The 23031-nt window shown below is 59.5% G+C and carries 24 protein-coding genes; 11 read left to right on the top strand and 13 right to left on the bottom strand.

What is annotated here, in order from left to right; genetic code table 11:
* Window positions 1–55 precede the first annotated feature (55 nt).
* The 7 genes from KO536_RS22175 to KO536_RS22145 form a co-directional block, all read right to left on the bottom strand.
* Window positions 56–1474, bottom strand: a complete 1419-nt coding sequence (locus tag KO536_RS22175; RefSeq protein ID WP_133079020.1) for an amino acid permease — start codon at window positions 1472–1474, stop codon at window positions 56–58.
* 561 nt (window positions 1475–2035) lie between these two features.
* Window positions 2036–3232 carry a 23S rRNA pseudouridine(2605) synthase RluB gene (gene rluB, locus KO536_RS22170; RefSeq protein WP_133079019.1) on the bottom strand — a complete coding sequence of 399 codons (1197 nt, stop codon included), beginning with the start codon at window positions 3230–3232 and terminating at the stop codon, window positions 2036–2038.
* A 144-nt stretch (window positions 3233–3376) separates the two neighbouring features.
* Entirely contained in the window at window positions 3377–3568 is a 192-nt protein-coding gene (locus KO536_RS22165; protein ID WP_133079018.1) for a DUF1289 domain-containing protein, read from the bottom strand.
* Between the two features lie 116 nt (window positions 3569–3684).
* Complete coding sequence (scpB, locus tag KO536_RS22160; RefSeq protein WP_219262957.1) at window positions 3685–4629, bottom strand: SMC-Scp complex subunit ScpB; 945 nt, start codon at window positions 4627–4629, stop codon at window positions 3685–3687.
* Window positions 4630–4641: 12 nt separating this feature from the next.
* On the bottom strand, window positions 4642–5340 hold the full coding sequence (locus tag KO536_RS22155; RefSeq protein ID WP_162207958.1) for a ScpA family protein: 699 nt from the start codon (window positions 5338–5340) through the stop codon (window positions 4642–4644).
* A gap of 128 nt (window positions 5341–5468) precedes the next feature.
* Window positions 5469–6101, bottom strand: a complete 633-nt coding sequence (locus KO536_RS22150; RefSeq protein WP_133079015.1) for an L-threonylcarbamoyladenylate synthase — start codon at window positions 6099–6101, stop codon at window positions 5469–5471.
* 13 nt (window positions 6102–6114) lie between these two features.
* The gene (locus KO536_RS22145) at window positions 6115–6978 is read right to left on the bottom strand and encodes a PHP domain-containing protein (RefSeq protein ID WP_133079014.1); all 864 of its coding nucleotides are present in this window, start codon (window positions 6976–6978) and stop codon (window positions 6115–6117) included.
* A gap of 84 nt (window positions 6979–7062) precedes the next feature.
* Here KO536_RS22145 and KO536_RS22140 point away from each other — a divergent pair, with 84 nt between their 5' ends.
* From KO536_RS22140 to KO536_RS22120, 5 genes are all read left to right on the top strand, one after another.
* Window positions 7063–7659, top strand: a complete 597-nt coding sequence (locus tag KO536_RS22140) for a septation protein A (protein ID WP_133079013.1) — start codon at window positions 7063–7065, stop codon at window positions 7657–7659.
* 1 nt (window position 7660) lies between these two features.
* Window positions 7661–7960 (top strand): YciI family protein, encoded by a 300-nt coding sequence (locus KO536_RS22135; protein WP_133079012.1) that lies wholly within the window; start codon window positions 7661–7663, stop codon window positions 7958–7960.
* A 71-nt stretch (window positions 7961–8031) separates the two neighbouring features.
* A complete protein-coding gene (locus KO536_RS22130) occupies window positions 8032–8709 on the top strand; it encodes a response regulator transcription factor (RefSeq protein WP_133079011.1) in 678 nt (225 codons plus the stop codon).
* Between the two features lie 142 nt (window positions 8710–8851).
* On the top strand, window positions 8852–9283 hold the full coding sequence (locus KO536_RS22125) for a Spy/CpxP family protein refolding chaperone (protein WP_133079010.1): 432 nt from the start codon (window positions 8852–8854) through the stop codon (window positions 9281–9283).
* Window positions 9284–9361: 78 nt separating this feature from the next.
* On the top strand, window positions 9362–10696 hold the full coding sequence (locus KO536_RS22120; protein ID WP_133079009.1) for an ATP-binding protein: 1335 nt from the start codon (window positions 9362–9364) through the stop codon (window positions 10694–10696).
* A 130-nt stretch (window positions 10697–10826) separates the two neighbouring features.
* On the opposite strand, the gene KO536_RS22115 is transcribed toward KO536_RS22120, so the two are convergent.
* Complete coding sequence (locus tag KO536_RS22115) at window positions 10827–11390, bottom strand: NAD(P)H nitroreductase (RefSeq protein WP_219262955.1); 564 nt, start codon at window positions 11388–11390, stop codon at window positions 10827–10829.
* Between the two features lie 119 nt (window positions 11391–11509).
* Between KO536_RS22115 and KO536_RS22110 the strand changes: the two genes are divergently transcribed.
* The 3 genes from KO536_RS22110 to KO536_RS22100 all read left to right on the top strand — a co-directional run bounded on the left by KO536_RS22110 (window position 11510) and on the right by KO536_RS22100 (window position 14709).
* Entirely contained in the window at window positions 11510–12964 is a 1455-nt protein-coding gene (locus KO536_RS22110; RefSeq protein ID WP_219262954.1) for a TrkH family potassium uptake protein, read from the top strand.
* Between the two features lie 18 nt (window positions 12965–12982).
* The gene (locus KO536_RS22105) at window positions 12983–13741 is read left to right on the top strand and encodes an AraC family transcriptional regulator (RefSeq protein WP_133079006.1); all 759 of its coding nucleotides are present in this window, start codon (window positions 12983–12985) and stop codon (window positions 13739–13741) included.
* A 77-nt stretch (window positions 13742–13818) separates the two neighbouring features.
* Window positions 13819–14709 (top strand): DMT family transporter, encoded by an 891-nt coding sequence (locus tag KO536_RS22100; protein WP_133079005.1) that lies wholly within the window; start codon window positions 13819–13821, stop codon window positions 14707–14709.
* Here KO536_RS22100 and KO536_RS22095 read toward each other — a convergent pair.
* The gene (locus KO536_RS22095) at window positions 14703–14990 is read right to left on the bottom strand and encodes a SelT/SelW/SelH family protein (protein ID WP_219262996.1); all 288 of its coding nucleotides are present in this window, start codon (window positions 14988–14990) and stop codon (window positions 14703–14705) included. The genes KO536_RS22100 and KO536_RS22095 overlap by 7 nt on opposite strands.
* Before the next feature lie 70 nt (window positions 14991–15060).
* Between KO536_RS22095 and KO536_RS22090 the strand changes: the two genes are divergently transcribed.
* On the top strand, window positions 15061–17244 hold the full coding sequence (locus KO536_RS22090; protein WP_133079004.1) for a patatin-like phospholipase family protein: 2184 nt from the start codon (window positions 15061–15063) through the stop codon (window positions 17242–17244).
* A gap of 134 nt (window positions 17245–17378) precedes the next feature.
* On the opposite strand, the gene KO536_RS22085 is transcribed toward KO536_RS22090, so the two are convergent.
* Both KO536_RS22085 and recQ read right to left on the bottom strand, forming a co-directional pair.
* Window positions 17379–17813 carry a MarR family transcriptional regulator gene (locus tag KO536_RS22085; protein WP_133079003.1) on the bottom strand — a complete coding sequence of 145 codons (435 nt, stop codon included), beginning with the start codon at window positions 17811–17813 and terminating at the stop codon, window positions 17379–17381.
* Window positions 17814–17932: 119 nt separating this feature from the next.
* Window positions 17933–20062 (bottom strand): DNA helicase RecQ, encoded by a 2130-nt coding sequence (recQ, locus tag KO536_RS22080; protein ID WP_133079002.1) that lies wholly within the window; start codon window positions 20060–20062, stop codon window positions 17933–17935.
* 269 nt (window positions 20063–20331) lie between these two features.
* On the opposite strand from recQ, the gene KO536_RS22075 reads away from it, so the two are divergent.
* Window positions 20332–20919, top strand: a complete 588-nt coding sequence (locus KO536_RS22075; protein WP_095002653.1) for a YecA family protein — start codon at window positions 20332–20334, stop codon at window positions 20917–20919.
* 4 nt (window positions 20920–20923) lie between these two features.
* The gene (locus tag KO536_RS22070; RefSeq protein ID WP_219262953.1) at window positions 20924–21322 is read left to right on the top strand and encodes a YbaN family protein; all 399 of its coding nucleotides are present in this window, start codon (window positions 20924–20926) and stop codon (window positions 21320–21322) included.
* Window positions 21323–21417: 95 nt separating this feature from the next.
* Here KO536_RS22070 and KO536_RS22065 read toward each other — a convergent pair whose 3' ends face one another.
* Together KO536_RS22065 and KO536_RS22060 are read right to left on the bottom strand one after the other, a co-directional pair.
* The gene (locus KO536_RS22065; RefSeq protein WP_219262952.1) at window positions 21418–22023 is read right to left on the bottom strand and encodes a tRNA-uridine aminocarboxypropyltransferase; all 606 of its coding nucleotides are present in this window, start codon (window positions 22021–22023) and stop codon (window positions 21418–21420) included.
* Window positions 22024–22040: 17 nt separating this feature from the next.
* Entirely contained in the window at window positions 22041–22934 is an 894-nt protein-coding gene (locus tag KO536_RS22060; protein ID WP_219262951.1) for a LysR family transcriptional regulator, read from the bottom strand.
* Window positions 22935–23031: the final 97 nt, after the last annotated feature.

Below are 23031 nucleotides of genomic sequence, written 5' to 3'. Positions count from 1 at the left end.
CCCACAAACAACAAACCCGGCGCAATGGCCGGGTTTGCTGGATTAACCGCTCAGCTTATTTGGCAGAGCTGTAAGCCGCAGCCGATGCCTGCACCGCGCGCTTGTTTTTGATCAGGTAGCACACCCACATAAAGACCACCCACACCGGAATCGCATACACCGACACGCGAATCCCCGGGATCAACAACATGATCACCAGAATGAACGCTACAAATGCCAGGCAGATGTAGTTGCCGTATGGATACCACAAGGCCTTGAACAGCGGGACTTGCGCCGTTTTGTCCATGTGCTGGCGGAACTTGACGTGGGAGAAGCTGATCATCGCCCAGTTGATCACCAGGGTGGCCACTACCAGGGACATCAGCAGTTCCAGCGCATCGTGTGGCATCAGGTAGTTGAGCAGGACCGCAATCACCGTGACGGCAGCCGAAGCCAGGATCGAGTTGACCGGCACACCGCGCTTGTCGATTTTGGCCAGCACTTTGGGTGCGTCACCCTGCTGCGCCATACCCAACAGCATGCGGCTGTTGCAGTAGGTGCCGCTGTTGTACACCGACAACGCTGCGGTCAGGACCACAAAGTTGAGGATATGGGCCGCCGTGTTGCTGCCCAGCATCGAGAACACTTGCACGAACGGGCTGCTGCTGTAGCTGTCGCCACCGGCGTTGAGGGTTTCAAGCAACGAGTCCCACGGGGTCAACGACAGCAGAACCACCAGGGCACCGATGTAGAAAATCAGGATGCGGTAGATCACCTGATTGATCGCCTTGGGGATCACGGTGCGCGGCTTGTCGGCTTCTGCTGCGGTGAAACCGAGCATTTCCAGACCGCCGAAGGAGAACATGATAAAGGCCATGGCCATGATCAGACCGGTCGTCCCGTTCGGGAAAAAGCCGCCGTGCTCCCACAAGTTGCTGACCGATGCCTGAGGACCGCCGCTGCCGCTGACCAGCAGGTAGCTGCCAAGGGCGATCATGCCGACGATCGCCACGACCTTGATGATCGCGAACCAGAACTCGGCCTCGCCAAACACTTTGACGTTGGTCAGGTTGATGAGGTTGATCAGGACAAAGAAGGCTGCTGCCGAGGCCCAGGTCGGGATTTCCGGCCACCAGTAGTGCACGTACTTGCCGACGGCGGTCAGTTCCGACATGCCCACCAGAATGTAGAGCACCCAGCAGTTCCAGCCCGACATGAAGCCGGCAAAACCACCCCAGTACTTATGGGCAAAGTGACTGAAAGAACCGGCGACCGGTTCTTCGACGATCATTTCGCCGAGCTGGCGCATGATCATGAAGGCAATGAAGCCGCAGATCGCATAGCCCAGAATCATCGATGGACCGGCTGACTTCAGCACCCCGGCCGAACCGAGGAACAGGCCAGTACCAATCGCGCCACCGAGGGCAATCAGCTGAATATGACGATTTTTCAGGCCGCGTTTCAGCTCGCCCGAATGCGAGGTATTTCCACTCATTGAAAAGGTCCCACACAAGGTTTGATGTGATTCAGTGCGTTGTAGCTTGAGCACCAGAGGCAGTGATCGAAGGGTCTACAACACAAATCAAACCCCAGCGCAGGCGCCAGGAATCCAAGGTTGTTTCACGAGTCATGCGTCACCTGTTTGTTTTTATCTGTGACGGAATCGAACCCGCAACGCTTGTGGCATTGCGGAATTTTCAAGGCGTGCAGCCTTGGCAAAATGCGCGGGTACGCAATTGAGTCACAGTTAAAACGCGGCGCATTGTACACCCGCACGTAGGCAAGATCCCATCACACAGCCGATAGCAAGACGAAACAAGCCGCAATCTATGTAGGAAGTGTCCTAATTCTATAAAACTCGGCAAATTTTCATTACAGCGAAGTGATTTCAGCGGTTTAAGGGCGGTAAGTGGCTGAATTCGTATGAATTTGTTGACGAGCTGTAACGATTATTTTCCACCTAATTTATTGCCTGCTGCACCTGCCGAAGGCGTTTTTCAGGCATAAAAAAACGCCAACCCCGAGGGGCTGGCGTTTTTTGTACAGCGCTTAACGCTTACTGCGGCTTGCGACGGCCAAAGCCTGGACGCTGGCCGGAACCGGCCGGAGCGCCACGACGCTTGCCCGACGGTGCATCGTCAACCAGCTTGGGGCCTGAACGGCTTGGCTTGGTTGGACGCTTGTTGACTTCGCTCGGACGCTCGGCAACCGGCGCACCACGACCCGCAGGTACGCGGTCAGTGCGACCTGCCGGCTTGCGTGCCGGACGAGCAGCCTCATCGCGGGCAGGACGCGCCGGGCGCTCGCCTTCGATGTGTGGCTGACGGGCTGGACGCGGAGCCAACGGGGCACCTTCGGCCGGACGCAGAACGCGGGCAACACGATCACCACGAGCCACAGGGCGCGAGGATTTACGCTGCATACGCTCCAGCTTGTCTTTGCTCTTGGCGTTCATCTGCGGCATGGCAACCGGCGTGAGGCCAACTTCAGCACTGAGGATATCAACCTCAAACTGGCTCATTTCGCGCCAGCGACCCATCGGCAGGTCGGAGTTGAGGAACACCGGACCGAAACGCACGCGCTTCAGGCGGCTGACCACCAGGCCCTGGGATTCCCACAGGCGACGTACTTCACGGTTACGGCCTTCCATCACTACGCAGTGGTACCAATGGTTGAAACCTTCGCCGCCCGGAGCCTGCTTGATGTCGGTGAAACGCGCAGGGCCGTCTTCCAGCACAACGCCAGCCTTGAGGCGCTCGATCATCTCGTCATCCACTTCGCCACGTACACGTACCGCGTATTCACGGTCCATTTCGTAGGAAGGGTGCATCAGGCGGTTGGCCAGCTCACCGTCGGTGGTGAACATCAGCAAGCCGGTGGTGTTGATGTCCAGGCGGCCGATGTTGATCCAGCGGCCTTCTTTTGGACGCGGCAGTTTGTCGAACACGGTCGGACGGCCTTCAGGGTCGTCACGGGTGCAGATTTCGCCGTCGGGTTTGTTGTACATGATCACGCGGCGAACCGACTCGGCTGCCTCTTCACGCTTGATCACCTTGCCATCGATGGAGATGGCGTCGTGCAGGTCTACGCGCAGACCCAGGGTTGCATCCTTGCCATTGACCTTGATACGGCCCTGGCTGATCCAACTCTCTACGTCGCGACGCGAGCCAACGCCAATACGGGCGAGGACTTTTTGCAGTTTTTCGCCTGCTGGGCCAATTTCCTGGCTGTCTTTAGGGTCTAGATCACTCATCTGGGCACCTCCCGGTGTGTCAATTCAGGCGAACGCCTGAAGTGTTAAAAATGGGCCTTGGGGCTCTATCGAGCGCCAAAGGGTCGCGAATCATACGCTGATGTTGGCCATTGCGCATCAAAGGCTAGTCACGAAGTGGCCGACTTACTTCTTTTTCCGCCGACCGGTGGCCTCAAACGCCAGCAAACGCAGCGCCGACTCCGCCAGCACTGCACGCTTTTCGTCTTTGCCGAGTTTCTTCCAGGCCTTGATTTCACGCTTGGTGCGCCCGCAACCGATGCAGATGTCATCGGTAAATTTGCAGACGCCGATGCAGGGGTCTTTGGGTGAAGTCATTACTGCCCTCCCACTTATGTGTAGTCGCTGCCGAAGGCTGCCGCAGTACCTTCGTTTTAAAAAGCACGACCCCTGCGGGCTCGATCGCAGCCTTCGGCAGCGACTACAAAGATTTGTCAATCTTGCTGCTCGCGGCGCTCCTGCTCGATGGCTTCAGCCAGTGCCTGAGCCTCACGCTCTTCATCGCTCAAGGCCGATCGCTGCTCAAGGGCCGCAACGGCAGCGCGCAATCGCTCGCGGGCCAGCTCGGCCGCAGAGGGTTGCGCCGGTTGTGGTTGCACCTCTACTTCGACCTCTACCGCTACCGCTACCTCTGCTTCCGGCTCCGGAACATCGACGGGCACAGCGTCGCGCAGCAAATCGTCAAAGTCGGTCTTGAGACCTTCTTCCATCGAGTCCAGTTCCGTCAGCAGGGTACGGAAGCTGGTTTCATCCTTGGGCTCTTCCGGCTCGGCGCTTTCGTCGGCCAGGGCCTGAAGGTGCGCAGGCACCGGAGCGTCGTCGAAATCGAGGATCGGATCAGGCTCAAGCTCGCGCAACTCGGCCAGCGGCGGCAGTTCGTCGAGGCTCTTGAGGTTGAAGTGATCGAGAAAACCCTTGGTGGTTGCGAACATCGCAGGCTTGCCCGGCACGTCGCGATAGCCCACCACGCGGATCCACTCTCGCTCAAGCAGGGTTTTGACGATGTGGCTGTTAACCGCCACACCTCGCACGTCTTCAATCTCGCCCCGCGTGATGGGCTGGCGATAGGCAATCAGCGCCATGGTTTCAAGCATGGCTCGCGAGTAGCGCTGCGGGCGCTCTTCCCACAAACGCCCGACCCACGGCGAGTACTTTTCTCGAATCTGCAGGCGATAGCCCGAGGCAACTTCCTTGAGTTCAAACGCTCGGCCATCGCAGGATTTGCGCAGCAGTTCCAGGGCCTTCCTAAATACAGGCGGTTCCGGACGCTCACCTTCTTCAAACAGTTCAAACAGGCGCTCAAGGCTTTGCGGCTTTCCCGAGGCCAACAGAAAGGCCTCAAGCAAGGAGGCAAGCTCGCGGGGTTCAGTCAAATTCATGGTTTCAGCTCTTTATTCGGCTCTTGCCCGCACATGGATCGGCGCGAAGGGTTCATTTTGCACCAGCTCGACCAGCGACTCCTTGACCAGTTCAAGCACGGCCATAAACGTCACGACCACGCCCAACTTGCCTTCTTCGGCAGTAAACAGCTCGACAAAAGGCACAAAGCCGCCGCCCTTGAGGCGTTCGAGCACGTCGCTCATGCGTTCGCGGGTCGACAGGGCCTCACGGCTGACCTGATGGCTTTCAAACATGTCGGTTCGGCGCAACACTTCAGCCATGGACATCAGCAACTCTTCCAGCGCCACATCCGGCACCAGCTTGCGGGCCCGGGCTTCAGGGGCATCGAGTTTGGGCACAAACACCTCGCGCCCTACCCGGCTCAACCCTTCAATCCCTTCAGCGGCAGCCTTGAAACGCTCGTATTGCTGCAAGCGGCGAATCAGTTCGGCACGGGGGTCGCCCTCGTCCTCTTCGATTTCGACCGAGCGAGGCAACAGCATGCGGGACTTGATCTCGGCCAGCATGGCGGCCATCACCAGGTACTCGGCGGCCAACTCCAGGCGTACGGTTTTCATCAGCTCGACATAGCCCATGTACTGGCGGGTGATTTCAGCCACCGGAATGTCGAGGATATCGATGTTTTGCTTGCGGATCAGGTACAGCAGCAGGTCGAGCGGGCCTTCAAAGGCATCGAGGAACACCTCCAGCGCATCCGGAGGGATGTACAGGTCTTGCGGCATTTCGATGACCGCCTGGCCATAGACCATAGCGAGCGACAGTTCTTGCTGGACACCGGCCTGGGCCTCTACCGCCTCAGGAGCTTGAACGTCAGACATCAGGCCTCGACCATAAACGGTTCAGGATCGCCGCAACCCACACGGACAATCTCGGGATCACCGCTGTCGACCAGGCTGATCACGGTCGAGGCCTTGTTGCCGCCAAAACCGCCATCGATAATCAGGTCGACCTGTTTTTCCAGGGCATTGCGAATCTCGTACGGATCTTCCATCGGCTCGCTTTCGCCCGGCAAAATCAGCGTCACGCTCATCAGCGGCTCGCCCAGCTCTTCAAGCAGCGCCAGCGCAATCGGGTGGCTCGGTACGCGCAGGCCGATAGTACGGCGCTTGGGATGCAGCAGCAGGCGCGGCACTTCGCGGGTGGCGTTGAGAATGAAGGTGTAAGGTCCCGGCGTGTGAGCCTTGAGCAAACGGAACGTGCCGGTATCGACCTTGGCGAAAAGCCCCAGCTGGGAAAGATCGCAGCACATCAGGGTGAAGTTGTGCTTGTCGTCCAGGTTGCGCAGGCGCTTGATCCGCTCGATCGCACCCTTGTCGCCCATCTGGCAACCCACGGCATAGGACGAATCGGTGGGATAAATCACCACCCCACCCTTTTTGATGATCTCGACGGCCTGCTTGATCAGGCGCGCTTGAGGGTTTTCCGGATGAATCTGGAAAAATTGACTCACAGTGTTTACCTGTTCAGACGTTAGCAGTGGGCTGTTCATATTTGAATCGACACCACAATGGCGGCAGATCTTCCGGGACCGGGCGGTACTCGCCAATCTCGGACCAACCTCCCGGACCATGAAAATCACTGCCGGCACTGACCAGCAGACCGAACTCACGCGCAAGGATCGCCAGGCTGCCTACCTGATCGGCTGGCTGATACCCGTTGACCACTTCAATAGCGTGACCCCCAGCTTGAATATAGTCGCCAATCAGACGTCGGCGCTTGCTGCGGGTGAAATCGTAGTGCGACGGGTGCGCCAGGCTTACCCAGGCCCCGGCTGCACGCAGGGTGGCGACCGTGTCTTCAAGAGTCGGCCAATGCAGTTTGACGTCGCCCAGCTTGCCCGCCCCCAGCCACTTGCGAAAGGCTTCGGCGCGATCCTTGACGTACCCGGCCTCGACCAGAAAATCGGCAAAGTGCGGACGGGCCGGGGCATTACCGCTGTCACCCAGCCCTTGCTGGATGGCCCGCGCGCCTTCAAGTGCGCCGGGCATGCCCTTGAGCGCCAGTTTGCGACTGATCTCCTCGGCCCGCAGCCAGCGACCCTCATGCAGTTTGGCAATGGCCTCGACCAACGCCGGGGCATTGACATCAAAACCGTAGCCGAGCACATGAATCGTGGCCCCGCCCCAGGTACACGACAATTCGACGCCGTTGATCAAGGTCATGTTCAGCGCCTGCGCCGCTGTGCGGGCTTCGTCCAGACCTTCAAGTGTGTCGTGATCGGTCAGGGCCAGGACTCGCACACCTTTCTCGAACGCACGCGCGACCAGTACCGCAGGCGCCAGGGCGCCATCGGAAGCTGTGCTATGGCAATGCAAGTCAATTTCCACGGGGATTTAATAACCTCTAGCTGACACTTTCGCTGTCATTGATGTTTGTTATTATGCCGCCACATCCTGCTTCTGGCTGCCACTGTGAAACAATTCATCGACTTCATCCCGCTGCTACTGTTTTTCATCGTTTACAAAACCGACCCACGCATCATCGAAATCGGCGGGCACAGCCTGTCGGTCGGGGGTATCTACAGCGCTACGGCGATGCTGATTGCCAGTTCGCTGGTGGTGTACGGCATTCTGTTTTTTAAACAGCGCAAACTTGAAAAAAGCCAATGGCTGACCCTGATAGCCTGCCTGGTGTTCGGCAGCCTGACCCTCGCCTTCCACAGCGAAACCTTCCTCAAGTGGAAAGCGCCGGTGGTGAACTGGCTGTTTGCACTGGTGTTTGCCGGTAGCCATTTTATCGGCGACAAACTGCTGATCAAACGCATGATGGGTCATGTACTGACCCTGCCCGACGCGGTATGGACACGCCTGAACCTGGCCTGGATAGCATTCTTCCTGTTTTGCGGCGCGGCCAACCTCTACGTTGCGTTCACCTATCAAAGCTTCTGGGTCGACTTTAAAGTGTTCGGCAGCCTGGGCATGACCGTGCTGTTCCTGATCGGCCAAGGCATCTACCTGTCGCGCCATCTGCATGACACCGATCCAACCACCCCCAAGACCAAGGACTGACATGCTCTACGCCATCATTGCAACAGACGTCGCCAACTCGCTTGAAGCTCGCCTGGCTGCCCGCCCTGCGCACCTTGAGCGCTTGCAACAGCTTAACGCGCAAGGTCGCATGGTGCTGGCCGGCCCTCATCCGGCCATCGACAGCAATGATCCGGGCGCTGCCGGCTTCAGCGGCAGCCTGATCGTGGCCGAGTTCGAATCCCTGACCATAGCCCAGGCCTGGGCCGAGGCTGATCCCTTCGTTGCTGCTGGCGTGTATGCCAGTGTCATCGTCAAGCCGTTCAAGCAAGTCCTGCCGTAACCCGCCTCCCTGGGGTATCTTTGCCGGTAGCCGACGTAGACAACGTCGGCACTGGTTAAATCGAGTAAGTCATGAGCGACCTGTTACTGATAGATGATGACGAGGAGCTGTGTGAGCTTCTCGTCAGTTGGCTGAGCCAGGAAGGCTTCCAGGTTCGCGCTTGCCATGACGGTTCAAGCGCCCGCAAGGCGTTGAACGAGTCCAGCCCCGATGCCGTGGTGCTGGATGTCATGCTTCCAGATGGCAGTGGCCTTGAGCTGCTCAAACAACTGCGCAGCGATCATCCGGACTTGCCGGTGCTGATGCTGTCAGCCCGTGGCGAACCCCTGGACCGCATTCTGGGGCTCGAACTGGGCGCCGATGACTACCTGGCCAAACCCTGCGACCCCCGGGAACTGACTGCCCGCCTGCGCGCTGTATTGCGCCGCAGCCACCCGGCAGCGGTATCCAGCCAGATGGAGCTGGGGGATTTGTGCTTCAGCCCCATGCGCGGCGTGGTCACGATCGACCAGCGCGACATCACGCTGACCGTGTCTGAAAGCCGGATTCTTGAAGCCCTGCTGCGTCAACCGGGCGAGCCGCTGGACAAGCAGGAACTGGCGCAGATTGCCCTGGGCCGCAAACTGACCCTGTACGACCGCAGCCTGGACATGCACATCAGCAACCTGCGCAAGAAGATTGGCCCCCACCCCGACGGCAGCCCCCGTATTGTGGCGCTGCGCAGCCGTGGTTACTTTTACAGCGCATAACCCCTTTTTGCCGGGAGCGTATGTAAATACCCCGCAAAACCGTCTTTACCAAAGCTTTACGCAGGGCTGACAGCGCTTGACCTTGATCTCCCTAAACTGGGCGCATCCGGATTCACCGGAACGTAATCGAAGGAGACACACCATGCGTAAAACTCTAATTGCTTTGATGTTTGCTGCAGCACTGCCAACCGTCGCAATGGCCATGCCTGGTGGCGACGGCTCAATGGGCCCACGTCACGGTGGCGAGCACCACGGTCGCGGCGAAGCCCCTTACAGCCAACTGGACCTGAGCCGCGAACAACGCCAGCAGATTGGCAAGTTGATGGGCGAGCAAATGCATGACCGCAAGCAGTTGGTCGAGAAGTACCTGGAAAAACTTCCAGCCGCTGATCAAAAAGCACTGAAAGACGAGATCAAGGCCAAGCACGACAAGACCCAGAGCGATATCCGTGCCTTGCTCAAGCCTGATCAGCAAAAACGCTTCGACGAGATGCAACAGAAACGCACCGAGCGCCAGGCTGAGTGGAAGCAGTTCAAGGAATGGAAAGCACAGCAAGCTCCTAAAGCGCAATAATCCACGCGCACATGAAGCCCAACGGCCTTTGGCCGTTGGGCTTTACTCGTTTTAACCCATTACCCGCGAGGAATTACCGTGCGATCACTGTTTTGGCGCATTCTTGCCAGCTTTTGGCTGGCGATTGCCTTGGTCGCAGGGCTTTCGATCCTGATGGGGCACATGCTCAATCAGGACGCGTGGATTCTTTCCCGCCACCCAGGGATCGCCAACCTGGCGCAACAATGGACTGAGCGCTACGAAACCCAGGGCGCCGACGCCGCCCAAGACTTCCTCGAAAAGCGTAAACGTCGCTATCACATCGACGTGCAGGTACTTAACGAAAGTGGCGACCCCGTGGTTCGCGGCACGTTCCCTCGCCGGGCAGCGGCCTGGGAAGCTCGCCAGCATCCGGGCGAAGAGCAGTTGCCCTGGCGCCGCCTGACGGTCGAATACACCAGCCCAAAAACCGCCGAAACCTACCTGCTGATTTATCGCATTCCACACCCGGAACTGGATGCCTGGCATCGCCAGAGCCTGATCTGGCCGCTGAGTGCCCTGGGGATTGCCCTGGTGGTACTGACCCTGTTCAGCCTGATGGTCACCCTCTCTATCACCCGGCCGCTGAGCCGCCTGCGAGTTGCAGTGCATGATCTGGGGCAAACCACCTACCAGCAGAACAGCCTGGCGCGACTGGCCTCGCGCCGCGATGAGTTTGGCGTACTGGCCACCGACTTCAACCGCATGGGCGCCCGCCTGCAAAGTTTGATCGGCAGTCAGCGCCAGTTGCTGCGCGACGTGTCCCACGAGCTGCGCTCGCCACTGGCCCGCCTTAAAATCGCCCTGGCACTGGCCGAGCGCGCCGGACCTGAGGAGCGGGAAAAACTGTGGCCACGGCTGACCCGCGAATGCGATCGGCTTGAATCGTTGATCAGTGAGATTCTCACCCTGGCCCGGGTTGATGCCGACCAGGCCAGCGCAGAGCACGTGGAGCTCAATGCCCTGCTCGGCGCGGTGCAAAAGGATGCGTCAATGGCGGCCCCCGAGCAAGCGGTGCAATTGCTTGCCGAGCCGGATTTGAGCCTCAATGGCTGGCCAACCATGATCGAGCGGGCGGTGGATAACCTGCTGCGCAATGCGCAACGTTTCAACCCGCCCGGTCAGCCGATCGAGTTGAGTGCGGCGCGCGAGGGCGAGCACATCACTATCAAGGTACGCGACCACGGGCCCGGTGTCGCCGAGGAGCACTTGGCACAACTGGGCGAACCGTTCTTCCGCGCGCCTGGCCAGACGGCCGCCGGGCACGGGCTGGGACTGGCCATTGCACGCCGTGCTGCGGAACGTCATGGCGGGCGCCTGGTGCTGGGCAATCATCCGGATGGCGGGTTTATTGCCACGCTGGAGTTGCCGCTGGAGCCCAACGGCAATCTGTAAATCTGATGCGGCGTTTGCGCTGCTGTTGCGGGAGCGGGCTTGCTCGCGATGCAGGCGACGCGGTTTGTCTGGATGACCGCGGTGATGCCCTCGCGAGCAAGCCCGCTCCCACAGGTTTCGAGATCCGGGATTACTTGACCGGCCACGCCTTCACGAATTCGGCGCTATCCACTTTCGGCGCGGTACGCAGTTCGTTCTGCGCGGTCCCCAGATACAAGAACGCGACCACTTCCTCGCCCTCGCCCAGCCCCAGTCCCTTGGCCACATGTGGCGCATAGGACAATTCACCGGTACGCCATACCGCACCAATACCCTGGGCAAAAGCTGCCAGTTCAATGGCATGGGCTGCACAGCCTGCCGTAATCAGTTGCTCGGATTTCGGTACTTTGAAGTGATCCTGCAAACGGGCAATCACCACAACGACCAACGGTGCGCGCAAAGGCATGGCGCGAGCCTTGTCCAATGCCGCTTGTGTCACCTCGCCGCCCTGGGCCTGCACGGCCTCGGCAAGTATTTCACCCAGCTGGTTGCGCGCTTCGCCTTCAACCGTCAAAAAACGGTAAGGACGCAACTGGCCGTGGTCCGGCGCACGCAAGGCGGCCGCAAACAGTACTTCACGTTGCTCGGCCGTCGGCGCCGGATCAAGCAAGCGCGGGGCAGAAACACGGTTGAGCAAAGCGTCGAGAGCCTCCATTGGCCACCTCCTGAAGAAAATGTGCGGCTATTCTAACGGTATCTCCCGAGGGCCTGGCAGTTTACATAGCCCAGACCACAGGTAGAATGGCGCCCCTCTTTCATCCCCGAGCTGACTTCATGGCGTTGCCGACCTTACGCATCATCGGTTTTATTATCGGCATCTTCCTGATTACGCTCGCGATCAGCATGGCTGTGCCCATGTTGACCCTGGTGATTTACGACCACCAGGGCGACTTGCCATCTTTCCTGTGGGCCAGCCTGATTACCTTTATTGCAGGTTTGGCGCTGGTGATACCCGGGCGCCCCGAGCAGGTCCACCTGCGTCCACGGGACATGTACCTGCTGACGGTGTCCAGCTGGGTCATCGTGTGCATCTTCGCCGCACTGCCATTTTTGCTGACGCAGCACATCAGCTACACCGACTCATTTTTCGAAAGCATGTCCGGCATTACCGCCACCGGCTCCACGGTCCTGAGCGGGCTGGACACCATGTCCCCCGGCATTTTGATGTGGCGCTCAATGCTCCACTGGCTGGGTGGCATTGGCTTTATCGGCATGGCGGTAGCGATTTTGCCCCTGCTGCGAATCGGTGGCATGCGCCTGTTCCAGACCGAATCTTCTGACCGATCCGAAAAGGTCATGCCCCGCTCGCATATGGTGGCGCGACTGATTGTGGCCGCTTATGTCGGCATCACCATCATCGGCAGCCTGGCGTTCTGGTGGGCAGGCATGAGTGTGTTTGACGCGATCAACCACGCCATGTCGGCCATTTCCACCGGCGGGTTCTCGACCTCCGACCAGTCGCTGGCCAAGTGGTCACAACCGGCAGTGCACTGGGTGGCCATCGCCGTGATGATCATGGGCAGTTTGCCGTTTACCCTGTATGTCGCCACCTTGCGCGGCCATCGCAAGGCCCTGATCAAGGACCAGCAGGTGCAAGGCTTACTGGGCCTGCTGCTGGTGACCTGGATCGTACTCAGCGCCTGGCTGTGGTGGACCACCAACATGCCTTACTGGGACGCCTTCCGCCATGTGGCGCTCAACGTGACTTCGGTTGTTACAACCACTGGTTTCGCTCTGGGCGACTACAGCCTGTGGGGCAATTTCTCGCTTATGCTGTTCTTCTATCTGGGCTTTATTGGCGGATGTTCGGGCTCGACTGCTGGCGGAATCAAGATTTTCCGTTTTCAAGTCGCCTACATCCTGCTCAAGGCCAACCTTAATCAGCTGATCCACCCTCGTGCAGTGATCAAGCAGAAGTACAACGGCCACCGCCTCGACGAAGAAATCGTACGCTCGATTTTGACCTTTTCGTTCTTCTTTGCCATCACCATTTGTGTGATCGCCCTGGCCCTTTCGCTGCTGGGGCTGGACTGGATGACCGCCCTCACCGGCGCTGCCAGCACAGTGTCCGGCGTTGGACCGGGGCTGGGCGAAACCATTGGCCCCTCCGGCAACTTCGCCAGCCTGCCGGATGCAGCCAAGTGGATTCTGTCCCTGGGCATGTTGCTAGGTCGCCTGGAGATCATTACCGTGTTCGTACTGTGCATCCCGGCATTCTGGCGGCACTGATCCACACATGAGGTCGCCATGGACCAAATCCTGTCACTGCGTCATTACCGCCAAGAGGTGATTGCTCACAGCCATGAGCACGCGCAGGTGGTGATCAGTCTGTCCGGCAAACTCGATTTCGAAGTGGACGGACGCGCCAGCCTGTTACGTCAGCAGCATCTGATCATTATTCCCGCAGGCGCTCACCACACCTGCGGCAGCCCGCAAGGCAGCCACTGCCTGGTGCTCGACGTTCCGGGGCAAAACTGGCTCGGGCAAACCCTGGGCGAGCACGCCGATGCCAGCCGTCGCCTTCTCGACACGACCGGTCACCTGGTCCTGGACCCCAGGCAACACCAATTGGTGAGCTGGCTGGCCAGCAGTCCTGTGAGTGACCCTCTGATTGCCCGCCAAGGTGCGATTCTGCTGCTCGCCAGCTTGAACCCGCTCGCGCCTGAACAGACACAAGCCCGACGCCTGCCCTACGCCGCCATGGATGCCTACATCGCACAAAATGCCGCCTACCCACTTCAGGTTGCAGATCTGGCGCAGATTGCCGGTCTTTCCTGCGCCCGCTTGCACAGTCGCTTTGTCAGCGAGAGCGGGCAAACGCCCATGGACTACATTCGCCAACGCCGTCTGTACAGCGGCTTGACGCTGTTACGCCACAGCACCCTGCCCATTGGCGAAGTCGCCAGCCGCGTCGGTTACAGTTCACAAAGCGCTTTTGCAGCCGCCATGCTCCGGGAATTCGGAGCCTCGCCTTCGGTACTGCGCCGCGAGTCTGGCGACAACTGACGCCAGTCTCACGACAGACAGCTCCCCGCCCCGCCCCTTAGACTGCACGCCTTGCCCGTATTGATTTAAGGATTGCAATGACTCCGCGTACCGCTTTGGGTGCCCTGCACATCGGTGCCTTGCTGTTTGGCCTGACGGGCGTATTCGGCAAGCTGGCGGCCGCTTCGGCTGCAATCATCGTCTTTGGCCGCGCCGCCTTTGCGGTTCTGGCCCTTGTCTGCTTCGCCGGTCTGGCCAAACGCAGCTGGTACACGCTGACCCTGCGCGATGCCCGCAACCTGCTGTTGAGCGGCTTACTGCTGGCCGGGCACTGGGTGAGTTTTTTTATCTCGGTCAAGATCGCCGGGGTGGCGATTGCAACCCTGGGCTTTGCCAGTTTTCCGGCATTCACGGTGATTCTCGAAGGGCTGATTTTTCGCGAACGCATTCGGCTCAACGAAATCATTCTGGTGGTACTGGTCAGCGTCGGACTGATCCTCGTCACCCCGAGTTTTGATCTGGCCAGCCAGGCGACCGAAGGGCTGCTGTGGTCGATCGCCTCGGGCCTGCTGTTCTCCCTGCTGTCACTGAACAACCGGGCCAACTCGGGCCGGGTACCCGCCGTGCAGGCGGCAATGTGGCAAAACGCGGTGGTCGCCTTGTGCCTGCTTCCATTTGCCGCCCCGCAGCTAAGCGATGTCCGACCGCTGGACTGGCTGTGGATCTGCCTGCTGGGCGTGCTGTGCACGGGCGTGGCTCACAGCCTGTTCGTCGCCAGCCTCGCCGTGATCAAGGCGCGCACTGCGGCCGTGGTCTTTGCCCTGGAGCCGGTCTACGGAATCACCCTGGCCTGGCTGTTGTTCCACGAAACACCTTCGCTGCGCATGCTACTGGGCGGGCTGCTGATTATTGTCGCGATCGTGGTGTCGAGCCGCATGGCCGGCGGCCCCGCTCCAGGCAAGCCCGCGCTGGATGCCGCGGCTCACTGAACCCGGTCGTTGTGCCCAAGGTCGCGCTGCGGGTCGATCTGGTCGCGAACCCGCTGCTTGAGCACCTTGGCCTCGGGAAAGCCGCCATCGGCCTTGCGCTCCCAGATTTGCACGCCGTCGCAGGTGATGCGAAACACCCCGCCAGTACCAGGCTCCAGCGCGACCCGGCCAAGGTCTTCGGCAAAAGTACTGAGCAACTCTTGAGCCAGCCAGGCAGCACGCAGCAGCCACTGGCATTGGGTGCAGTAGGTGATGACAACTTCGGGTTTGTTCGACGGCATGATTTCAAAGGCTCTTGTAGGAAAGGCGCCGCTATAATAGCCGCCTTTGTCGCTTGCCCAGAGATTCATGATGCGCCGCCTGCTGAGCTGTTTACTCCTGTGTTTATGTCCCCTGGTGCTGTTTGCCGCCGAAGCGGGCAAGCCCAAAATCGGCCTGGTGCTGTCCGGAGGGGCGGCCCGCGGTCTGGCCCACGTCGGCGTACTCAAGGCCCTTGAAGAGCAAGGCATCCAGATCGATGCCATCGCGGGGACCAGCATGGGAGCGGTGATCGGCGGCCTGTATGCCTCGGGCTACAAGATCGATGAGCTGGAAAAGCTCGCGCTGGGTATCGACTGGCAAGAAGCCCTGTCAGATGCCCCGGCCCGCGAAGACGTACCGTTCCGGCGCAAGCAGGACGACCGTGACTTTCTGGTCAAACAGCAACTCAGTTTCCGTGATGATGGCAGTCTGGGTCTGCCATTGGGCGTGATTCAGGGCCAGAACCTGGCGTTACTGCTCGAAAGCCTGCTGGCCCACAGCAGCGACATCCGTGATTTCGACAAGCTGCCGATCCCGTTCCGCGCCGTCGCCACTGATATCGTCAATGGTGAAAAGGTGGTGTTTCGCAAAGGCCATCTACCCCAGGTGATCCGCGCCAGCATGTCGATCCCGGCGGTGTTCGCCCCGGTTGAGATCAACGGCCAACTGCTGGTTGACGGTGGCATGGTCGACAATATTCCCGTGGATGTGGCCCGCGAGATGGGCGTGGACATGGTCATCGTGGTGGATATCGGCACCCCCCTTCGCGGGCGCAAACAACTCAATACCGTGTTCGACATCCTCAATCAGTCCATCACCCTGATGACCCGCAGCAACTCCGAGATACAGCTTGCGTCACTCAAGCCCGATGACATCCTGATCCAGCCCGCACTGGCCAGTTATGGCGCCACTGATTTTGGTCGCTCTCAAGACATCATCAACGCCGGCTACCGCGCCACACAGATTCTCGAAAAACGCCTGGCCAGCTTGCGCCATGACTCCAGCACTCAGTTGGCCGAGGCCCGCTCCCCCGAAGAGCGCACCCCGGTCATTACCGCGATCAGGATCGAAAACGACTCTAAAATCGGCGACTCGGTGATCCGCTATTACATTCGCCAACCCATTGGCGAACCGCTGGACCTGGGCCGCCTGCAACGGGACATGGGCACGCTGTACGGGCTGGACTACTTCGATCAGGTGCAATACCGCGTGGTGCACAAGGGCAAGGATCGCACCCTGGTGATCAGCGCCCGCGGCAAACGCAGCGGTACCGACTATCTGCGCCTGGGACTGAACCTGTCTGACGATATGCGCGGCGACAGCGCATTCAATATCGGCGCCAGTTACCGCATCAACGGCATCAATACCCTGGGCGCAGAGTGGCTGACGCGGGTGCAGATTGGCGACAAGCAAGAGCTGTACAGCGAGTTTTACCAGCCGCTGGATGCGGGATCGCGCTACTTCGTTGCGCCCTACATCAACGCCCAGTCACAAAACGTGGAAGCCATCCTCGACAACGACCCCATTGCCGAATACCGACTTGAGCGTTACGGTTTTGGCCTCAATTTTGGTCGTCAAATCGGCAACAGCGGCGAGATCCGTCTGGGAGTGGGCGAGGCATGGGGCAAGGCCGACGTGCGAATTGGGGAACGTGACTTGCCAAGTACCAGCTTCAACGAAGGCTTCTACGACCTGAAATACTCCTTCGACTCTCTGGATAACGTGTACTTCCCCCATTCGGGTGAAGACATCAGCCTGAGCGTGCGCCAATTCGAACCGGGGCTTGGCTCGGATGAGCGTTATCGTCAGTGGGAGTTCAATCTGGACAAGGCCCTGAGTTCAGGGCCCGACACCTGGATTCTGGGCGGGCGCTACGGGCGCACGCTGGACAAGGCCAATGTGGTGACCTCCAGCTTCCTGCTGGGCGGAGCACGGCAATTGTCCGGGTTCAGGGAGGACGGGATCTCGGGGCAGAACATCAGCCTGATGCGGGCCGTGTACTATCGTCGCCTCACACCGCGCTCGTATCTGCCGTTTGATTTCCCGCTGTATGCCGGTGCCTCGCTGGAGCGCGGGCGCGCCTGGAACAACGACAACGAGTTCGACAGCGGCTATATCAATGCGGCGAGTATTTTTATCGGCTTCGACACACCGCTGGGCCCGCTGAACTTCAGCTATGGCTTTAACGATGATGACCAAAAAGCGTTGTATCTGAACCTGGGGCAGACGTTCTGACAAGCCCGCCCACAGAGAGCTGTAAACAGCACAGAACTTGTGGAAGCCGGGCTTGCCCGCGATTGCATCGACGCGGCCACCCGGATGCACCACGCCGCCTGCATCGCGAGCAAGCCCGCTCCCACAGGTCTACATCAGTTCTTCTCGAGGTTATCCAGAATGCGCTTGTGGACGCGCAGGCAAATGCGCTGCTCTTCTTCATCGATACCCACAAACAGCTCCTGGCGCAACGCCGTGGCGATGGCTTCGATCTGCTCGATCAACGGACGGGCAGAATCACTCAGGACGATTTTCTTGGCGCGACGGTCTTCAACCACCGAGTGACGCTGAACCAGGCCCTGGGCTTCAAGGCTGTCGAGCAAACGAGCAAGGGTCGGACCTTCAACGCCAACACTTTGGGCCAGTTCGCGCTGAGTCGGCGCTTCGTCAAAGCGGGCCAGATGCAAGAGCACCAGCCAACGCGCCTGGGACAACCCCAGACCGGCAAGACGACGATCCAGCTCGGCACGCCAGCCACGAGACATTTGGGCCAGTTGCATACCAAAACGGTGCTGATCGGTTAACGGCATAAAAAACTCGATGATTAGACTGAAAATAGAGTGAAGCTAATTATTAGTCAGCTAAGCATGCCGCTTGCTCATAGGCAAGAGGTGCAAGTCAATCAATCGTTACAAAATCAGCAACATGGTCACATTTCAAACTCAGATTGCAGCGCTGCACGTACGCAATACAGCACACCTTCCGGTACACGGCCCTTGAACTGCTCGGCGATGCTGGCCACGCTCGGCAATTCACCTTCACCATCCAGGAACGCATCCTGCACTTCTTCCATCAGGTCTTCAGGCAAGTCCAGCGCCTGTTCCAGCGAAAGCTCCTGACGACCAATGGCCTCGGCCAACATTGTGTAAACATTCTTTTCAGAACACTGCAATTGCCCGCTGATCTGCAACGGAGTCATGCCGGCCCGGGCCAGGCTGATCAGCTCGTGACGGATATCGGCCACCACTTTTGGCGTTTCGGCCTGCCCGCCCAGCACTTCGAGGAACGCCTCGCCGTAACGCTCCAGCTTGCGCGCGCCCACACCGCTGACCGTTGCCATCTCGGACAAGGAAGTCGGCTGGCTGCGCAACATTTCGAGCAGGGTTGAGTCGGGGAAGATGACGTAAGGCGGCACGCCGTGTTCTTCGGCCAACTTGCGCCGCAACGCACGCAGGGCTTCCCACTGCTCGCGCTCTTCGCCGCGCACCAATTGACTGGCCGGACTGGCAGAACTGCTCTTGACCGAAGTTTGCGGCTTGAGCTCGCGACGCAGTTCCAGGGTCACTTCGCCACGCAGCAACGGGCGACAGGTGTCGCTCAACCGCAAGCCGCCATAGCCTTCAATATCAATGTCGGCCAGGCCACGGGCTACCAGCTGGCGGAACAGCGTGCGCCATTCGCCTTCGCTGCGGTCTTTGCCAACACCGAATACGGACAGGTGTTGATGACCCATGCTGCGGGTTTTTTCGTTTTCTCGACCCAGCAACACGTCGATCAAGTGCCCGGTGCCATAACGCTGGCCCGTACGATAAATCGTCGAAAGTGCCTGACGTGCAGGCTCGGTGGCATCCCAGGTTTGAACGCCATCCACGCAGTTATCGCAATGCCCGCAAGGCTGCGGCATGTCTTCATCAAAATACGCGAGCAGGGTCTGACGACGGCAGCGGGTTTCTTCGCACAACGACAGCATGGCATCGAGCTTGTGGTGCTCCAGACGCTTGTGTCGCTCATCGCCCTCGGAGTTTTGCAGCATTTGCTTGAGCATCACCACGTCTTGCAGACCGTAGGCCATCCAAGCATCAGCCGGCAGGCCATCACGCCCTGCCCGACCGGTTTCCTGGTAATAAGCTTCAAGGGACTTGGGCAAATCGAGGTGCGCGACAAAACGTACGTTGGATTTATCGATCCCCATGCCAAACGCGATGGTCGCCACCATGATCAGCCCCTCCTCGTTGAGGAAGCGCTTCTGGTTGGCGGCCCGGGTATCACTCGGCAAACCGGCGTGATACGGCAAGGCCGGGAAGCCCTGCTCGCACAGAAACTTCGCCACTTCATCGACCTTTTTGCGCGACAGGCAATACACGATGCCCGCGTCGCTGCGTCGCTCCGAGAGGAACGCCAGCAACTGCTTGCGCGGCTGCTCTTTAGGCACGATGCGATAAAAAATGTTGGGGCGGTCAAAACTCGACAGAAAGCGTTCGGCGTTCTGCAAATGCAGACGGGTAACGATTTCTTCGCGGGTGCGTTTGTCTGCCGTGGCGGTCAGGGCGATACGCGGCACATTGGGGAACACTTCGGCCAGCTGGCCCAGTTGCAGGTATTCCGGACGGAAATCGTGGCCCCACTGCGATACGCAGTGGGCTTCGTCAATGGCAAACAGGGCGATGTCCAGGCTCTGCAAAAACGCCATCATGCGCGGCTGTACCAGACGCTCGGGCGCCAGGTAGAGCATTTTGACCTCACCGCGCTTGATGCGGTTGGCCAGATCACGCTGCTGTTCGGCGCTGAGGGTCGAGTTCAGGGCCGCAGCCGCCACCCCGAGTTCTTCAAGGGTTGCCACCTGATCGTCCATCAGGGCGATCAACGGCGAAACCACCACGGCCAGGCCATCGCGCAACAATGCCGGTACCTGGAAGCACAGGGATTTGCCGCCGCCGGTAGGCATCAGCACCAAGGCGTCACCGCCACTGGCCACGCGCTCAATGATGTCACCCTGACGGCCACGGAAACTGTCGTAGCCGAAGATGTCTTTGAGTACGCGTTGAGCCTGTTCGAGCATAGAAACTCCAGAAATCGCCGAAACACCCCTGCGCCAGCGCGATCCGGCACGGCCGCAAACCTTGAAAAGGTTCGGGCACTGGCCACCGGTGCGCTACATTTGACGCAGGGCATCACAAAACGCGGCAGTATACCCGAGCACTCCCCCGCTGCGGGTTGTGTAATTGCAACACCGATAACCGGGAACTGATGGCAAATGTGCCCTGCGACTGGCTTGGAAGCTCAAGAAAGCCTAGAATTCACTATCGTTTATTTACTAGGTAGCACTTAATGTCCTTCGCTGAGCAACTAACCCGCCTGCAAGCCTTCCTCGACGCCGACGAGCTGCATGACGAGGCGCTGGACTACGTGGCCACCCACGGCTATCTGACTGCCCTGTCCATTTGCTCCGAAGAAGTTCCTGAGCGTGAGTGGATCGACGCAATCTTCTCCGAAGCCCCGCATTACAAAGACGACGCCCAGCGCGCCGAAATCGAAGGCACGCTGATCCAGCTCAAGGCTCACATCGCCCGCCAACTGGCGTCCGATGAAGAGTTCGAACTGCCATGCGACCTGGACCTGGGCGACGAGCCGGATGATTCCGACCTGCGCGGCTGGTGTGTAGGCTTCATGGAAGGCGTATTCATGCGCGAAGCCGCCTGGTTCGAAACCGCTGAAGAAGAAGTCAGCGAAATGCTGCTGCCCATCATGGTGGGTTCGGGCCTGTTCGATGATCAGCCTGAGTTCGAAGACATCGCCAAGGATGCCAACCTGATGGACGACATGATCGTCCAGATCCCGGAAGCGCTGACTGCCCTGTACCTGCTGTGCCAGGCGCCGGACGAAAAGCCTGCGATCCTCAAGCCACGTCACCACTGATTCAGTGACACCTCCCGATTTCGGCAACCGTTCGCGGTTGCTGCGCCACGTTCTGTTTGCCATCGGCTGGCTGAGCGTGGCATTGGGAGTGATCGGCATCTTCCTCCCTGTCCTGCCCACAACGCCCTTTCTGCTACTGGCTGCCGCGTGCTTTGCCCGCAGCTCGCCGCGCTTTTATCACTGGCTGGTCGAACACCCTCGACTCGGGCCGTGGATCCGCGACTACCTTGATGGCAACGGCATCCCGCTCAAAGGCAAGGTCTACGCCATCGGCCTGATGTGGTTGAGTATCGGCGTGTCGTGTTATCTGGTGCCTTTACCCTGGGCACGGGGGTTCATGCTGACCAGCGCGGTGCTGGTGAGCATTTACATCCTGCGTCAAAAAACCCTCGAAAAACCCTGAAACCTTTGTGGGAGCGGGCTTGCTCGCGATCGCATCAACCCTGCCTCCCTGACATACCCCGCCGCCTGCATCGCGAGCAAGCCCGCTCCCACACGTTACGACTTGTCCCCGTGATTTTTCAGATAGGTTTCAGCGCCCATTGCTTCGATCTGCCCTTCGATCAACGCCTCGAACGGGCGCAGCAACGACACAAACGACATGGGCGGCTCCAGGATCTCCAGCGCCTGCACGATGGCTTCCAGGGTCGACAAGGCGCCCGGCCCCGGCGCTTTGCGCAGTCGGTAGCGCGACACCGCACCTTCGGGCAGCGTGACCCGTGGCAACTGTGCCAGCAGAGGGTTGAGGTGCAACAACTTGCGGGCCTTGCGCCACGTTCCGTCCGGCACTACCAGCAGTAATGGCAGGCTTTCGCCTGGCGCAGTGCTCGCCTGGAGCAACTGTGCATCATCCCCCGGGAACAACAACCGCGCCTGATACCCCGGCGGGTTGAGCAACCTGTCCAGATCCTCAAACACTTCGCCCACCAGCAACTCGGCATTGATCAAACCCAGCGCCGCCAGCCGTGCAGTGTTCAGCGCATGATTGACCTCGCTCGGATGCTGTAACAGCAACACACGGGTGCGACTGTCGAGGTGTGGAATCAAGTCGCACAAACAGTGCGACTGCGGGCGCAAGCAGCGAGGGCATTGGGCGCGTGACATGGGAATAAAGCTCTCGTTCAAGGTTGATTAAGCTGTGCTTTGAGCAGGTCGCGGAAGGTTTGAATCAGCGGCTCTCGGCTGCGACCACGGCGCACGATCATCGAAAACGGCGCCTGATAGCCAAAGGTCGCGGGGAGCAGCACCCGCAAGTCGCCCTTCTCCACCCAGGGCTCTGCGTAGTGCTCGGGCAAATAACCAATGTAAGCCCCCGAAAGCACCAGGATCAGCTGTGCTTCCATGCTGTCGACCGTCGCCGCGCTGTGCTTGAAGCCGTGACGCGCCAGTTCGGCCTGACTCCAATAGCCGCGCCCCACCATCCTCTGCTGAGTAATCACCGGCTCGGGAATGCGCCGCTCGCTGAACAGGGGGTGCCGTGTGCTGCAGTACAACCAGTGCTGCTCACGATAAAGGGGCTGGTAGACCAGCCCGCTCATGCGCGTCGAAAACGCACCGATGGCCAGATCAAGGCGGTTATCTTGCACGCCAAGCTGCAATTCGTAGGGGCTCATCACCGACAAATGCAGATGCACCGCCGGGTGCTCCTGGCTATAGGCGCCAATGGCCTCGGCAAAGGGCAAGGCCTTGTCGCTGACCGTGGAGTCGATAACCCCCAGGTTCAAAGTGCCGCGCAACTCACCCTTGAGTGCTGCGGCGTACTGTTCAAAACCTTCCAGCTCACCCAACAGGCGCAGAGTTTCCTGGTGAAACAGCTCGCCCTTGCTGGTAAGGCTGAACCCGCCGCGCCCGCGATGGCACAGCACAAGGCCCAGACTGGCTTCGAGCTGGCTCATATAGGTGCTGATGGCCGAGGTCGAGAGGTTTAGCGCCTGTTGCGCATTGGCAAACCCCTGGTGCCTGACCACGCTGGCAAATATTCGTAATAGTTTCAGATCGGGTAACGCGCTGGCCATCAATCACTCACTTGCCACGGCGGGAGCGGACTTGCTCGCCATACAGGCGACGTTGAGAGCCAGAGTCTACCGCCATTAGTTTAGAAAAACCTGAACT

The sequence above is a fragment of the Pseudomonas sp. NKUCC02_KPG genome (assembly GCF_019345465.1).
GTDB lineage: Bacteria > Pseudomonadota > Gammaproteobacteria > Pseudomonadales > Pseudomonadaceae > Aquipseudomonas.
This window is presented reverse-complemented; position numbering and strand designations above follow the sequence as displayed.

What these genes read in the sequence shown, in the direction of transcription:
- KO536_RS22100 (WP_133079005.1), top strand. Translation starts at nt 13,819, where the DNA reads ATGACTCCGCGTACCGCTTTGGGTGCCCTGCACATCGGTGCCTTGCTG.
- KO536_RS22135 (WP_133079012.1), top strand. Translation starts at nt 7,661, where the DNA reads ATGCTCTACGCCATCATTGCAACAGACGTCGCCAACTCGCTTGAAGCT.
- KO536_RS22125 (WP_133079010.1), top strand. Translation starts at nt 8,852, where the DNA reads ATGCGTAAAACTCTAATTGCTTTGATGTTTGCTGCAGCACTGCCAACC.
- KO536_RS22165 (WP_133079018.1), bottom strand. Translation starts at nt 3,568, where the DNA reads ATGACTTCACCCAAAGACCCCTGCATCGGCGTCTGCAAATTTACCGAT.
- KO536_RS22065 (WP_219262952.1), bottom strand. Translation starts at nt 22,023, where the DNA reads ATGTCACGCGCCCAATGCCCTCGCTGCTTGCGCCCGCAGTCGCACTGT.
- KO536_RS22075 (WP_095002653.1), top strand. Translation starts at nt 20,332, where the DNA reads ATGTCCTTCGCTGAGCAACTAACCCGCCTGCAAGCCTTCCTCGACGCC.
- rluB (WP_133079019.1), bottom strand. Translation starts at nt 3,232, where the DNA reads ATGAGTGATCTAGACCCTAAAGACAGCCAGGAAATTGGCCCAGCAGGC.
- scpB (WP_219262957.1), bottom strand. Translation starts at nt 4,629, where the DNA reads ATGAATTTGACTGAACCCCGCGAGCTTGCCTCCTTGCTTGAGGCCTTT.
- KO536_RS22085 (WP_133079003.1), bottom strand. Translation starts at nt 17,813, where the DNA reads ATGCCGTTAACCGATCAGCACCGTTTTGGTATGCAACTGGCCCAAATG.
- recQ (WP_133079002.1), bottom strand. Translation starts at nt 20,062, where the DNA reads ATGCTCGAACAGGCTCAACGCGTACTCAAAGACATCTTCGGCTACGAC.
- KO536_RS22130 (WP_133079011.1), top strand. Translation starts at nt 8,032, where the DNA reads ATGAGCGACCTGTTACTGATAGATGATGACGAGGAGCTGTGTGAGCTT.
- KO536_RS22090 (WP_133079004.1), top strand. Translation starts at nt 15,061, where the DNA reads ATGCGCCGCCTGCTGAGCTGTTTACTCCTGTGTTTATGTCCCCTGGTG.
- KO536_RS22175 (WP_133079020.1), bottom strand. Translation starts at nt 1,474, where the DNA reads ATGAGTGGAAATACCTCGCATTCGGGCGAGCTGAAACGCGGCCTGAAA.
- KO536_RS22115 (WP_219262955.1), bottom strand. Translation starts at nt 11,390, where the DNA reads ATGGAGGCTCTCGACGCTTTGCTCAACCGTGTTTCTGCCCCGCGCTTG.
- KO536_RS22060 (WP_219262951.1), bottom strand. Translation starts at nt 22,934, where the DNA reads ATGGCCAGCGCGTTACCCGATCTGAAACTATTACGAATATTTGCCAGC.
- KO536_RS22110 (WP_219262954.1), top strand. Translation starts at nt 11,510, where the DNA reads ATGGCGTTGCCGACCTTACGCATCATCGGTTTTATTATCGGCATCTTC.
- KO536_RS22095 (WP_219262996.1), bottom strand. Translation starts at nt 14,990, where the DNA reads ATGCCGTCGAACAAACCCGAAGTTGTCATCACCTACTGCACCCAATGC.
- KO536_RS22105 (WP_133079006.1), top strand. Translation starts at nt 12,983, where the DNA reads ATGGACCAAATCCTGTCACTGCGTCATTACCGCCAAGAGGTGATTGCT.